This is a genomic window from Burkholderia sp. Bp8992, from assembly GCF_003853705.1.
Lineage (GTDB): Bacteria > Pseudomonadota > Gammaproteobacteria > Burkholderiales > Burkholderiaceae > Burkholderia.
Window position 1 is genome coordinate 99224 of the sequence record NZ_QTQI01000026.1, and the last position, 12308, is coordinate 111531.

Sequence of the window (12308 nt, forward strand, 5' to 3'; positions counted from 1 at the left end):
ACTGACGGAGGCGGGCGTTCTGCCACATATTCCTCAGCGTAGCGGATGCTCGGAACCGTTGCGCTGAGGAAAGCTGCAGCAATTCCTCGGGAGCTATCCGGAATTCCGTGTGCGAGGCGGGTTGAGATTCAGACTCCAATGTTGAATCGTTCCGGGTAAAGCAGCGCGAACTGAGTCATGGCGCTCTTCCAATCGTGCCGGGAACCGGTCCACTTGGCCACGATGTTGCGCAGCGCCAGCCAGATCAGTTTGAGCGCGGCCTCGTCCGACGGGAAGTGGCCGCGCGCCTTGATGATCTTTCGAAGCTGCATGTGCAGCGACTCGATCGCGTTGGTCGTATATACAATTTTCCGGATATCAGGCGCGAAGGCGTAGAACGGAATCACCTGATCCCAGGCTCGGCGCCAGAGCGCGGCAATCGGAGGGTATTTCGTACCCCATGGGCTCGTATCGAACGTATCCAGCGCCACGGCGGCCGCTTCGGCGCTCGGTGCCCGATAGACCTCCTTGAGCGCCGCTGCGACCGATTTCCGGTCTTTCCAGCTCGCGAAGTCCAGCGAGTTCCGGATCAGATGCACGATGCAGGTCTGGACCGTCGTTTCCGGGAACACCGTGTTGATCGCTTCCGGGAAGCCCTTCAGGCCGTCGACCACGGCGATCAGAATGTCCTGCACGCCGCGCAGCTTCAGGTCGTTCACCACCCGCAGCCAGAACTTGGCCCCCTCGGTCTGCTCGATCCAAAGGCCCAGCACATCACGTGTGCCGTCACGGCGCACTCCCAGCGCCAGGTAGATCGCCTTGTTGCGCACGACGCCTTCGTCGCGGATCTTGACTCGCAAGGCGTCGAAGAACACGACCGGGTACATCGGCTCGAGCGGCCGCTGCTGCCATTCGCGCACTTCGTCGATCACCGCGTCGGTCACCGTGCTGACGAAGTCCGGTGACACCTCGATGCCGTACATCTCCAGCAGGAAACCCTGAATCTCCCGCACGCTCATGCCGCGTGCGTACATCGCGATGATCTTGTCGTCGAAGCCGGTGAAGCGTCGCTCGCCCTTGGCGATCAGTACCGGATCAAAGGTGCCTTCGCGGTCGCGCGGAATCTCGACGTCGAGCAGGTCGTCGTCGGTCGTGATGCGCTTGCGGCTGGTGCCGTTGCGGTGGTTCGTGCTACTCGCCGGCTTGGCTTCACCCTTCTCGTAACCGAGATGATGGGTCAGTTCGCCGCCCAGCGCACGCTCGAAGATCGCCTTCTTGAGCGCGGCCAGTTGCTCATTGATCGTCGCCCGGTCCAGCGTCCCGGGCACCAGTTGCTTGATGAGTTCCGGGTCCAGGTTCAAGCCCTTGCCCGGTTCAATCGTCACTTCTTCCTTGCGTTTGCGTGGCATAAAGTGGCTCCTTGGTCGCCAGTTTATGCCTCACACACAAACATTCGGATAGGCTCATTCCTCGATCATCCTCACGCCTTGCACAGTGCCATAGATTGACGAGATGCATACGTTTGTCGACTGCAGATGATCCTCAGTGTTGCGTAAGCAAGCTTGAATGCCAAGCAAGTAACTCGGTGGTGCCTCGCCGTCGCTGATAGGCGAATTTCTGCAGTCGCCGGAGTGCAGTAATCAACTCCATACGAACGGGCGTCCGCTTGACTATCAAAAGTGGACGGCACTGCCGCTTCGGCCCAAAGGGCGGTTCAGGGGCCATCACCGCCATTGGTGACGGGGGTCGCATTGTCCGATATCTATCTGACGTTGACCGATCGGTCAGGTCTCGGCCTATACAAATGAAGCAGGTCACCAAGCCTCACTCGTTAGTTCTGTCGGGACCGGAAAGCTTCCTCTTACAACGACATCTGCTCCAGCACGGTCGAAGGAGCCGCGTGCCGCGCGCACCCCTATGCCTAACGGCCAATCCCCCTCATTTCCCCTTTTCTGAGATGCCAGCCCGACTACACTGGTCATGAAGCCTTGCTTCTCACCATCGGATGCTGAACGTAGTCCCCTCCACCCCGATGGTCGATAAAAGTCTTGCCCAACAAGACACAGCGAAGAGGGGAGAAAGAAGGGGAAACCCAAGGCATCAAAGAAGCGCGGGCCGTATGGGCGGCAACCCATACGACCCGCTGACCACCACCAACTCACACCAGGAGTCGGAAATGGCTGACGCCAATAGTAAGACACGTCGTAGAAAGAACAAACCGGTCAACATGCAGGAGACGTTTGAGCTGGTCCTGCGCAACTACCCGGATCTTCCCAAGCGAGGCTGGCCGTACCTGCCGTGGATGAAGGCGATCGATATCAATTTCAAGATCTTCGGATTCAAGCCGGGCGACCGCGTGTACCTGAGAGTCAGCGACGTCGACCGGTCGATCACGATCACGCCGGACTACAGCCAGTTGGCGTTGCGAGAGCAGCCGTACCACGATCCTGATTGGGAACCGGCGCCGGAATAACACCTGCAAGGGCCGCCTGAAACGGCTCTAGCGAGTGGAATGCATACGTTTCCCGAACGCGATTGACCGCCGGGGCGACACAGCCCCGGCCATCGCCGCAAACGCCGCGACTCACCCCTAAAGCGACCTTCAACAACTGTCACGACCGAAAGGCCCGTGAGGCCGCGTCGCGCACGCCGAAATAGCAAAATGGCTTCACATTACCGCCCGCCAGCCCGCCGCTTCACAACCGCTCCCCGCTGCAACACATACTCGATCCGCGCACCTTCATCGGCCACAACCCCGATATCCTCGAGCGGATTGCCATCGAGCACGACGAGATCGGCGATCGCCCCCACGGCAACCACCCCAAGCACCCCCGGCATATTCACGATCTCCGCCGCCACCGTAGTCGCCGACCTGAGCGCTTCCAGATTCCCAAGCACCTCCGCCCGAATCCGGAACTCGCCCGACTGAAACGCATGCATCTCGCCGAGCAGGTCCGACCCGAACCCCATCTTCACGCCGGCCTTCGCATAGATCTCAAGCGACTCGCGTCCTTTCTGCTGCACGGAAGCCACTTTCGCGATGGAGTCCGCCGGCATCCCGAACTCCGCCCCGTGTTTAGCCAGCGCGTCATAAGTCACCAGCGTCGGCACCACGAACGCCCCACGCTCATGCATGAGCGTGGCAGCCGCTTCGTCCACGAGATTCCCGTGCTCGATCGTCCGCACGCCGCATCGCACGGCCCGCGCAATTGCCCGCCCCGTATACGCATGCGCCATCACATAAGTATTCGCGGCCTCGGCCTCGTCGACGATCGCCCGAATCTCGTCCTCCGAATACTGCGTGTTCGCAATCGGATCGGTCGGCGAAGCCACGCCGCCTGACGCCATGATCTTGATCTGCGTCGCGCCTTTCTGAATCTCCTCACGCACGGCGAGCCGCACGCCTTCGACGCCATCGACGACCCGCGCAATCGCGCCCGTCCTGAAACAGCAGGAGCAGGGCTCCAGCACATCGCCGCGAGGCCGGAAATCACCATGCCCGCCGGTCTGCGACAACGCTTTCCCCGACGGAAAAATCCGCGGCCCAGGAATCAGCCCCGTCTCGACCGCCTGCATCAGGCTCCAATCCGCGCCCCCCGCATCTCGCACACTGGTAAACCCACGCGACAACATCGCATCGAGAATCGGCAGCGACCGAATCGCCGCGAGAATATTCGGCTGCGTCGCATTCGCGCCCAGGTTCGCGTTCGACGCCAGCACATGCACATGGCAATCGATGAACCCCGGCATCACGGTCTTGCCGCGCACGTCGATCACCTGCGCATTCGGCAAATCCACCGGCCGATCGGTGACTTCGACGATCCGCTCGCCTTCGATCACGACATGATGATGTTCGAGCAACACGCCTCGTTCGAGGTCGAGTACGTTGCCGCCTTGAAGCACGGTAATGGTCATGGGGGAAAAATCCTTATCGAGTCGTTGCGGCCGCACGCTTCGCATCCCTCACGAAGCGCGTGCCGACGAAACTGACGGCCGCCGCGAGCATCACGTAGAACGCAGGCGCCATGTTGCTGCCGGTGCGGGCGATGAGCCACGTGATCAGGAACGGCGCGAAGCCGCCAAAGATCGTCACCGCGAAGTTGTACGCAACGGATAACCCCGTCGACAGCACCTTGGTCGGAAACAGCTCCGCGAATGCCGCGAGGATCGGCCCCGTATAGGTCGCGATCAGCACGCCGAACACGGCCTGGAACACGATCAGCGACACGAACCCGGGCGCATGGTTGATCCAAGAGAACATCGGCCACGCGAGCACGAGGATCGCGAGCGCCGAGCCGGACAGGAATACGCGTCGCCCCCACGCGTCGGCGAGTCGCCCGACGATCGGCGAGCAGCACATGATCATCAGCCCGCCGACCATGCCGGCCGTGAAGCCGGTCGATTGCGGCAGATGCAGCGTGCGCACGGAATAGGTCGGCATGTAGAACAGCAGCACGTAGGTGCAGACGGTCCACAGGATGACCATCGAGAAACTCGCGAACGTCTCGCGCGGATACGTGTGCAGCACTTCCTTCAGCGGCGAGCTTTCCTTCGCCTGCGATTCGACGGCGCTGAACGCGGGCGTCTCGTCGAGATGGCTGCGAATGAAGTAACCGACCGGCCCGACGATGATCCCGAGCAGGAACGGCAGCCGCCAGCCCCAGCTATGCAGCGCCTGCGTGTCGAGCGACGTCGTGACGAACGTGCCGGTCGCCGCACCGAGCAGCACGGCGAAGCCGATGCTCGACTGGATCCAACTGGAGTAATACGCGCGCTTCTCCGGCGGCGCGTATTCGGTGAGGAACGCGGTGGCGCCGCCCATCTCGCCGCCGGCCGAGAAGCCTTGCAGCAGCCGCGCGACGACGATCATGAGCGGCGCGGCGATGCCGGCCTGTTCGTAGGTCGGCGCGATGCCGATCAGCGCGGTGCCGGCGGCCATCAGCAGGATCGTGAGCGACAGCGCGGCCTTGCGTCCGACCTTGTCGGCATAGACGCCGAGCACGATGCCGCCCACCGGCCGCATGAAGAAGCCCACGCCGAACGTCGCGACGGTGAGCAGCACGGATGTCAGTTCGTTGCCGGTCGGGAAGAACAGCTTCGCGATGATCACCGCGAAGAAACTGTAGACGGTGAAGTCGAACCATTCGAGGCCGTTGCCGATCACGGTCGCGACGATGGCGCGGCGGCGCTGTTGCACCGCCGCATCGACGGAAGGCGCGGCGCGCGGGGAAAGCGTTCCTTGCATGGTCTCTTCCTTGGTCAGAAGACGGGACGGCTGCCCCGCGTGAATCCCATGCTAAGGACAGCCGGATTTTTTTCTGAAACGAAAGATTCGCATGCCTGCATGCGCTGCACGCATGCGTCGCGCTCGGGGCATTCAGGGCGCGGTCTGCTGCTCTGCCTGTTCGAACAGCCAGCGGGTGAACAGGCGGGCGGCCTGGTTCTGCGCGCGGTCGTTCGGCGAGATCACGTAGTAGCCGCCGCCGTGGCTCGCGGACGCTTCCGTCACGCGCACGAGCAGGCCGGCTTCGATGCACGCGTCGATCATGTAGCGCCAGCCGAGCGACACGCCCTGGCCGAGAATCGTCATCTGCACGATTTGTGGATAGGAGTTGATCGTGATGTCCTGCGGCTGCGCTTTCTGCCGGTCGACGTCGTTCATGTCGAACCATTCGGACCACGACATCCATTGGCGCTGGCCGTCTTCGAGGCGCAGCAGCGTTTCGTTCGCGAGATCGGCCGCGTCGAGCGTGCGGCCGGCCAGATAGCCGGGCGCGCAGACGGGGAACACTTCTTCGTCGAACAGCCGGCGCGCGGTGTATTCGGCCGGCGCCTGCTGACGCACGTAGTAGACGCCGACGTCGAATTCCGCGGGCGACATCGATGCAAGACCATCGCGCACGATCAGGCGCAGCTTGATGCTTGGATACGTGGCGCGAAAGTTCGGTAGCCGCGGCGTGAGCCACAGCAGCGCGACGCCGGACGAGCACGCGATCGTCAGTTCGAGATCGCCGTACGGTTTCATTACGTCGTGCGTGGCTTGCGCGCATTGCGTGAGCAGATGGTGGACTTGTGCCGCGTATTGCTCGCCGGCGATCGTGAGCCGCAGCGAACGGTGTTCGCGAACGAACAGCGAGCGGCCGAGAAATTCCTCGAGCTGCTGGATCTGGCGGCTGATCGCGCTTTGGGTCAGGTGCAGTTCGGTGGCGGCTTTCGTGAAACTCGCGTGCCGCACGGCGGCTTCGAACGCGATCAGGCACTGAAGAGGCGGCAGAGGCGTGATGCGCATGGCGGACAGGGAATCGGGGGCGCTATCGACATGATACGGGCGAATCGAACGGAAATGACCCGGCGGGAAGGGCGTTGCCGATCAGCCTGTTCGTGCGGAGATCGGGTACGACGCGCGAGCGGCCAGGCAACGCGCGCAGCCAGTTAGGGCCGCATCGCTTCGCCGAAAAGTGGATCGCGAGGTAAAACAGTTACAAGTTAGCGGTTGACGCGCACCTGCCCGGCGGTTAGTGTATGCGTCGAAGTCCAAGAAGTCCGATTGCTGTTCATCAATTGCTCGCTCCTCCAAGCGGTATTCGTTGTCCTCTCCCTCCTTGACGCTTCACGCGCTCTTCAACAGAGCAAATCTCTCTATTTTTTTATCAAGGAATCTTCATGGATACCGGTATCGTCAAGTGGTTCAACGACAGCAAAGGCTTTGGCTTCATCACGCCGGACAACGGCGGTGACGACCTCTTCGCTCACTTCTCGGAAATTCGTGCCGACGGCTTCAAGACGCTGGCTGAAAACCAGAAGGTGAGCTTCGAGACGAAGCAAGGCCCGAAGGGTCTGCAAGCGGCCAACATCAAGCCGCTGTAAAGTTTGAAGGGCCCGGCCTCCCATAATGGGCGCCGGGTCGCAGCGACATCCTCACGGAGCCTGGTCTCCTAAAGTTGGCGCGATTGTTCCTGGCTGCCGCTGTTAAGTCGGCAGCTGGCCAAGCGCCACACGTCTCGTTGCACTTCATTCCCCCCTCCGGCCGCAACGCCTGATTTTCGCTTTCCGACTGCTTTTCAGATTCAGCTCGCAATGGCTTTGAATCGGCGTATCCGTGCGCATTTCGCACGGCACGCGCGCAGTCGTTCATTATTAAAATTAAAAATGCAAACCAAACACAATCATCAATACAACGGCTATGCCGTCCAGCCCTCGGCGCATCGTTTGCCCGACGGCAGTTTTTCCGCCAACCTGCTGCTCGAGCGCGTCGATGGCGCGTCTGCCGAAGGCCGCTACCAGTTCTATTCGCTCGATTACTTCCCGAGCGAAGCGCAAGCGCTGCGGCACTCGGCACGCTGGGCGCGCCGCTGGGTCGACACGCGCGGTTAAAGGCAACGCGGTAGTGCCGAATACTCAACGCATATAGAGTCCTCCGGGCGCGCACGACAACGCGCGCCCGAACCTCGCGTGCGGCCGGTTCTTGCGCGACGACCTGAGCGGCCAGGGCGGACCGAACGGTGCTGCCAACCTCCGCATTTGTGCGAAGATTGCCGATATCCCAAATATGCGAGACCGCCGTGACCCAATCGACCGCCGAGGGCACCCCGGAAGCAACCGCCCACTCACCCTGGATGCCTGTCGCGCTGGCCGAACTCGGTATCCGCCGCCACCCGCCGGGCAGCATCAACCCGCGTATCGTCGAATACAACAACCAGACGAACCTGGTCGGCTACGACGACAAGATTTCCTGGTGCTCGTCCTTCGTCAACTGGTGCATGACCCACGCCGGGTTCCGCGGCACCGGCTCCGCGCTCGCACGCTCATGGCTCGAATGGGGCCGGCCGCTGGAGCGCCCGGTCTACGGCTGCATCGCGATCCTGACACGCGACGATCCGACGAGCTGGAAAGGGCACGTCGGTTTCTACCTGCGTCACGACGCCGAGCATGTTCACCTGTTCGGCGGCAACCAGCTGGAAGAAGTGCGCGAACTCGCGTACCCGTTGCATGAAGTGATCGGCTACCGCTGGCCGGCCGCTGCCAATCTGCCGCACACCGCATTGACCCACCCGGAGCCCGTCGGCGCGCCAACCCGCCGTCGCCGGCCTCCGCACCCACAAGGAGCCAGCAGTGCAAACCGGTAATCTCCGTCTCTACGCGGATGCGCAATACACGAGCCCTTATGCGATGTCGGTTTTCGTCGCGCTCGAGGAAAAAGCGCTGCCGTACGAACTGGTGACCGTCGATCTCGGCAACCGTGCGCATTTCGCGCCGGACTATGCGGCGACGTCGCTGACGCAACGCGTGCCGACGCTCGTGCACGACGATTTCGCGCTGTCGGAATCGTCGGCGATCACCGAGTATCTCGACGAGACTTTCCCGGGCACGCGGCTCTATCCGGCCGAGCCGCGCCAGCGCGCGCGGGCGCGCCAGGTGCAGGCATGGCTGCGCAGCGACCTGATGCCGATCCGCACGGAACGGTCGACCGAAGTGCTGTTCTACGGCCCGTCGAGCGAGCCGCTGTCGAGTCTCGCGCAGGCCGCCGCGCAGAAGCTGTTCGCGGCTGCCGACAAACTGCTCGCGCCGGGCGCGGCGAACCTGTTCGGCGAGTGGAGCATCGCGGATGTCGATCTGGCGGTGATGCTGAACCGTCTGGTGCTGAATGACGATCCGGTGCCGCAGCGTCTTGCCGACTATGCGCGTGCGCAGTGGGAGCGGGCGTCGGTGCAGCGCTGGGTGAAGCTGAAGCGACCGGCGCTGTAATTCGCCGAGGCAAGCGGCATGTCGGCGGCGCGGCAAACGACGCAGCCCGACGGCACGCCGTACGCGCCGAAAATCGGCATGCCGGATTGAGTCGGCTTCCCCCTTTCACAAACGAATCCGCCCGAACCGCCATGAGCTATCTTCCCCAACTCGCCGCAGTCGGCGGCGTGATGTTGCTGGCGTGCGTCAGCCCCGGCCCCGACCTGATCGCTGTTTCGTCCCATGCGCTCGGCAATCGCCGTGCGGGCCTGCTGGCCGCGTTGGGTATCGCGTCGTCGCATGCGGTCTGGGCGGCGATGGCGATTTTCGGGCTCGGGCTGATCGTCGCGAAGCTTGCGTGGCTGTACGAGGCGATCCGCATCGCTGGTGCCGCGTACCTGATTTACCTCGGTATCAAGACGCTGTCGGGCCTGCGACAGTCGGCGCAACAGGCCGAATCCGCGAGCCAGCCGGTTGTTCGAGGCGGCGTGCATGCGTACCGGAAAGGGCTGCTGGTCGGGTTGACCAATCCAAAGGGTGCAGCGTTTTTCGGCAGTTTGTTCGTCACGCTGTTGCCCGCACACGCACCGGCGTGGGTGCATGGCACGACGCTGGCGGTTGTCGTCGCTGTCTCGCTGACGTGGTTTTGCACGGTCGCCGTGCTGTTCTCGACGAACCGCGTGCAGATCGGCTACGCGAAACTGCGCAAGCCGATCGACGCGGTGATGGGGACGATCCTGCTGGGGCTCGGCGCGAAGCTGGCGCTGGATCGGTAACGCAGCGAGAACCTGTCCGCATTTTTGTGGGCGAGGCCGGCCTCGACGACGCGCCGCAGCAGGTCTGCGCGCGCGTCGAACCATTGGTGTTGCTTGGCAACGCGATCGACGATCGCTCGATCCACGCCGAGTGCCTTGCCCGCTTCGTGCACGGCGCTACGTGGCCGATAAATCATCCGTCCTTCGACAAACGGCAACGTGCGCAACAAGCGGGCCAGATAGAACACGTTCTGGCCGAGGCCGTTTGCCCAGACGTTCAGGCCGGCATGCGTGAAAACCGAATTCCGATTCGCATGATTGTTCACCCGAGAGCGTATGCGTCGCTTACCACTGGTAGGCTGCGCCAGCACCGTACGTATTTCCGCCCGCACCGTTGATCGCCACCCCTCCCTTGACCTTCAGGTTGTTCGTGATTCGAGCGGTAAAGCCAAGGGCCACTGCCTGATATCCCTGGAAGCCGGCGGTACCTATGCCGAACGAGAGTGTCTTCCCGGGATCGACTTCAGGAATCATCGTCAGCGCGGCGGCACTGGCAATTCCGGAATAGGCCATCCTTGCCACCTGATTCACGTTCGACTGCACGGCGCCCAATTGCGACATGTTGACTGCGTCCGTCGGGTTCATCCCGGGCGCCAGATTCGTGATCCTGCGCTCGTTGCCAGGCGAGCCCACCGACACCGTGTTCGATTCGGTCGCGATTGAGCCCGCGCCGAGCGCGACCGAATTCTCCGCTGTTGCTATCGCTCCCGCGCCGAGCGCAACGGAGTTCGTCCCCGAGGCGAGCGCGTTGGTGCCCGCTGCCGTGGCGGAGCCGTTGACGACCTGTGCTGCGGCGCCTGTCGCGACCGGATTTGCCGACATGCCCTGATCTGCTTGCGCGGCAACGACTGCCTTCGTGCTGGTCGAGAGCGAGGTCGAGCTGGTAGACAGCGAAGCCGTCCCCGTCGATGGGGTGCTTTGCGCAGTACTGGCACTTGTCGAGGTCGATGTCGAGAGCGCGGTAGCCGTAGGCGTGCTCGTGGTCTGCACCGCGGCTTTGCCGGACCCCTGGGAGTTTATCTGCGTGGACAGGGAGGCCAATCCCGTCGACAGCGATGTCACCGCGGTATTCAACGTCGCCACCTTGCCGTTTGTCGTGTTCAAGCTGGTCGAGAGAGATGCAACGCCGGTGAAGAGCTGAACCACGCTGGTCGATGTGGAAAGGCTCAACGTCGACAGGCTGTTGTTGACCGCGTTCAGTTTGTTGAGCCAGGAGGCAATCGAGCCGGAATACGAGGTCGACAACGACGCCAGATTGCTGTTCGTCGTGTTCAGGCTCGTGGAGAGTGAGGTCACGCCGTTCGCCGCCGCGCTGATTCCGGTCGATGCCGATGTCGACAGGCTCGATACGTTGTTGTTGGTCGTGTTCAGACTCGTTGATAGTGAGTTGACCCTGCCGGTCGTCGTGTTCAAGCTCGTGGAAAGCGAGCCGACCGTGCTGTTCGTCGTGTTCAGGCCAGTCGACAGCGAGCTTACGCCGCTTTGCGCCGTGCTGATGCCGGCCGCGGTCGAGGTCGACAGGCTTGCCACTTTGCTGTTGGTCGCGATCAGACTTGTCGACAGCGAGGTCACACCGCTTTGTGCCGTGCTGATGCCGGCCGCGGCCGAAGTCGACAGGCTTGACACGTTGCTGTTGGTGGTGTTCAGGCCGGTCGACAAGGAGGTCACGCCGCTTTGCGCCGTGCTGATGCCGGCCGCGGCCGACGTCGACAGGCTCGCCACGTTGCTGTTGGTGGTGTTCAGGCCCGTCGACAGGGATGTCACACCGCTTTGCGCCGTGCTGATGCCGGCTGCGGTCGATGTCGAAAGACTTGCCACGTTGCTGTTCGTCGTATTCACGCTGGTCGACAGAGAGGTCACGCCGCTTTGCGCCGTGCTGATGCCGGCCGCGGCCGACGTCGACAGGCTCGCCACGTTGCTGTTGGTCGTGTTCAGGCCCGTCGACAGGGAGGTCACACCGCTTTGTGCCGTGCTGATACCGACCGCGGCCGACGTCGACAGGCTCGCCACGTTGCTGTTGGTAATGTTCAGGCCCGTCGACAGCGAGCTGACGTTGCCGTTGGTCGAATTCAAGCTGGTCGACAGCGATCCCACGTCGGTCGATTCCTGCGTCGACAGTGCACTGAGGGTGCTGTTGGTCGTGTTCAGGCTCGTCGACAGCGAGGTCACGCCACTTTGCGCCGTGCTGATGCCGGCCGCGGCCGAGGTCGACAGGCTCGTCACGTTACTGTTCGTGGTGTTCAGGCCCGTCGACAACGAGCTGACGTTGCCGTTGGTCGCATTCAAGCTGGTCGACAACGATCCGACGTCGGTCGATTCCTGGGTCGACAGTGCACCGAGGGTGCTGTTGGTCGTAGTCAGGCTCGTCGACAGGGAGGTCACACCGCTTTGTGTCGCGCTGATGCCAGCCGCAGCCGAAGTCGACAGGCTCGTCACGTTGCTGTTCGTCGCATTCACGCTGGTTGACAACGATCCGACGTCGGTCGACTCCTGCGTCGACAGTGCACCGAGGGTACTGTTGGTCGTGGTCAGGCTGGTCGACAGGGAGGTCACACCGCTTTGCGCCGTGCTGATACCGGCCGCTGCCGAAGTCGACAGACTCGCCACGTTGCTGTTCGTCGTATTCACGCTGGTCGACAACGATCCGACGTCGGTCGATTCCTGGGTCGACAGTGCACCGAGGGTGCTGTTGGTCGTGGTCAGGCTGGTCGACAGCGAGCTCACACCGCTTTGTGCCGCGCTGATGCCGGCCGCGGCCGAGGTCGACAGGCTCGCCACGTTACTGTTGGT

Annotated in this window: 13 protein-coding genes and 1 pseudogene; 8 read left to right on the forward strand and 6 right to left on the reverse strand. The window is 62.7% G+C overall.

Going from position 1 to position 12308, the window contains the following annotated elements; all coding sequences use genetic code 11:
• Positions 1-128: 128 nt before the first annotated feature.
• Entirely contained in the window at positions 129-1388 is a 1260-nt protein-coding gene (locus tag DIE03_RS30290; protein ID WP_124455897.1) for an IS256 family transposase, read from the reverse strand.
• 767 nt (positions 1389-2155) lie between these two features.
• Between DIE03_RS30290 and DIE03_RS30295 the strand changes: the two genes are divergently transcribed.
• Complete coding sequence (locus tag DIE03_RS30295; RefSeq protein WP_124455898.1) at positions 2156-2452, forward strand: hypothetical protein; 297 nt, start codon at positions 2156-2158, stop codon at positions 2450-2452.
• A 200-nt stretch (positions 2453-2652) separates the two neighbouring features.
• On the opposite strand, the gene DIE03_RS30300 is transcribed toward DIE03_RS30295, so the two are convergent.
• The 3 genes from DIE03_RS30300 to DIE03_RS30310 form a co-directional block, all read right to left on the reverse strand.
• A complete protein-coding gene (locus DIE03_RS30300; protein ID WP_124455899.1) occupies positions 2653-3894 on the reverse strand; it encodes an amidohydrolase family protein in 1242 nt (413 codons plus the stop codon).
• 13 nt (positions 3895-3907) lie between these two features.
• Complete coding sequence (locus tag DIE03_RS30305) at positions 3908-5224, reverse strand: MFS transporter (RefSeq protein ID WP_124455900.1); 1317 nt, start codon at positions 5222-5224, stop codon at positions 3908-3910.
• A gap of 132 nt (positions 5225-5356) precedes the next feature.
• On the reverse strand, positions 5357-6268 hold the full coding sequence (locus tag DIE03_RS30310) for a LysR substrate-binding domain-containing protein (protein ID WP_124455901.1): 912 nt from the start codon (positions 6266-6268) through the stop codon (positions 5357-5359).
• Between the two features lie 374 nt (positions 6269-6642).
• Here DIE03_RS30310 and DIE03_RS30315 point away from each other — a divergent pair, with 374 nt between their 5' ends.
• From DIE03_RS30315 to DIE03_RS30335, 5 genes and pseudogenes are all read left to right on the forward strand, one after another.
• On the forward strand, positions 6643-6846 hold the full coding sequence (locus DIE03_RS30315; RefSeq protein WP_006485974.1) for a cold-shock protein: 204 nt from the start codon (positions 6643-6645) through the stop codon (positions 6844-6846).
• Positions 6847-7128: 282 nt separating this feature from the next.
• Positions 7129-7353, forward strand: a complete 225-nt coding sequence (locus tag DIE03_RS30320; RefSeq protein WP_124455902.1) for a hypothetical protein — start codon at positions 7129-7131, stop codon at positions 7351-7353.
• 242 nt (positions 7354-7595) lie between these two features.
• Positions 7596-8000, forward strand: a pseudogene (locus tag DIE03_RS30325) (TIGR02594 family protein); the annotation flags it as partial.
• Between the two features lie 91 nt (positions 8001-8091).
• Positions 8092-8724 carry a glutathione transferase gene (gene yfcF / locus DIE03_RS30330; RefSeq protein ID WP_124455903.1) on the forward strand — a complete coding sequence of 211 codons (633 nt, stop codon included), beginning with the start codon at positions 8092-8094 and terminating at the stop codon, positions 8722-8724.
• Between the two features lie 131 nt (positions 8725-8855).
• Positions 8856-9479 carry a LysE family translocator gene (locus tag DIE03_RS30335; RefSeq protein WP_124455904.1) on the forward strand — a complete coding sequence of 208 codons (624 nt, stop codon included), beginning with the start codon at positions 8856-8858 and terminating at the stop codon, positions 9477-9479.
• Here DIE03_RS30335 and DIE03_RS30340 read toward each other — a convergent pair.
• The gene (locus DIE03_RS30340; protein ID WP_124455905.1) at positions 9395-9784 is read right to left on the reverse strand and encodes a hypothetical protein; all 390 of its coding nucleotides are present in this window, start codon (positions 9782-9784) and stop codon (positions 9395-9397) included. The two genes, DIE03_RS30335 and DIE03_RS30340, sit on opposite strands and share 85 nt — an antisense overlap.
• Before the next feature lie 19 nt (positions 9785-9803).
• Positions 9804-10340, reverse strand: coding sequence for a YadA-like family protein (locus tag DIE03_RS38855; protein ID WP_260434979.1), 537 nt, complete (start codon positions 10338-10340; stop codon positions 9804-9806).
• Between the two features lie 34 nt (positions 10341-10374).
• Here DIE03_RS38855 and DIE03_RS38860 point away from each other — a divergent pair, with 34 nt between their 5' ends.
• Entirely contained in the window at positions 10375-10659 is a 285-nt protein-coding gene (locus DIE03_RS38860; protein ID WP_260434980.1) for a hypothetical protein, read from the forward strand.
• A gap of 15 nt (positions 10660-10674) precedes the next feature.
• On the forward strand, positions 10675-12308 hold a 1634-nt coding region (locus tag DIE03_RS38865), incomplete at its 3' end, for a hypothetical protein (RefSeq protein ID WP_409364440.1).

Excerpts from the sequence above, each read along its gene's own strand:
- DIE03_RS30315 (WP_006485974.1), top strand. The coding sequence starts at position 6,643 with ATGGATACCGGTATCGTCAAGTGGTTCAACGACAGCAAAGGCTTTGGC.
- DIE03_RS30295 (WP_124455898.1), top strand. The coding sequence starts at position 2,156 with ATGGCTGACGCCAATAGTAAGACACGTCGTAGAAAGAACAAACCGGTC.
- DIE03_RS38855 (WP_260434979.1), bottom strand. The coding sequence starts at position 10,340 with ATGTCGGCAAATCCGGTCGCGACAGGCGCCGCAGCACAGGTCGTCAAC.
- DIE03_RS30335 (WP_124455904.1), top strand. The coding sequence starts at position 8,856 with ATGAGCTATCTTCCCCAACTCGCCGCAGTCGGCGGCGTGATGTTGCTG.
- DIE03_RS30305 (WP_124455900.1), bottom strand. The coding sequence starts at position 5,224 with ATGCAAGGAACGCTTTCCCCGCGCGCCGCGCCTTCCGTCGATGCGGCG.
- DIE03_RS30290 (WP_124455897.1), bottom strand. The coding sequence starts at position 1,388 with ATGCCACGCAAACGCAAGGAAGAAGTGACGATTGAACCGGGCAAGGGC.
- DIE03_RS30310 (WP_124455901.1), bottom strand. The coding sequence starts at position 6,268 with ATGCGCATCACGCCTCTGCCGCCTCTTCAGTGCCTGATCGCGTTCGAA.
- DIE03_RS30300 (WP_124455899.1), bottom strand. The coding sequence starts at position 3,894 with ATGACCATTACCGTGCTTCAAGGCGGCAACGTACTCGACCTCGAACGA.
- DIE03_RS30320 (WP_124455902.1), top strand. The coding sequence starts at position 7,129 with ATGCAAACCAAACACAATCATCAATACAACGGCTATGCCGTCCAGCCC.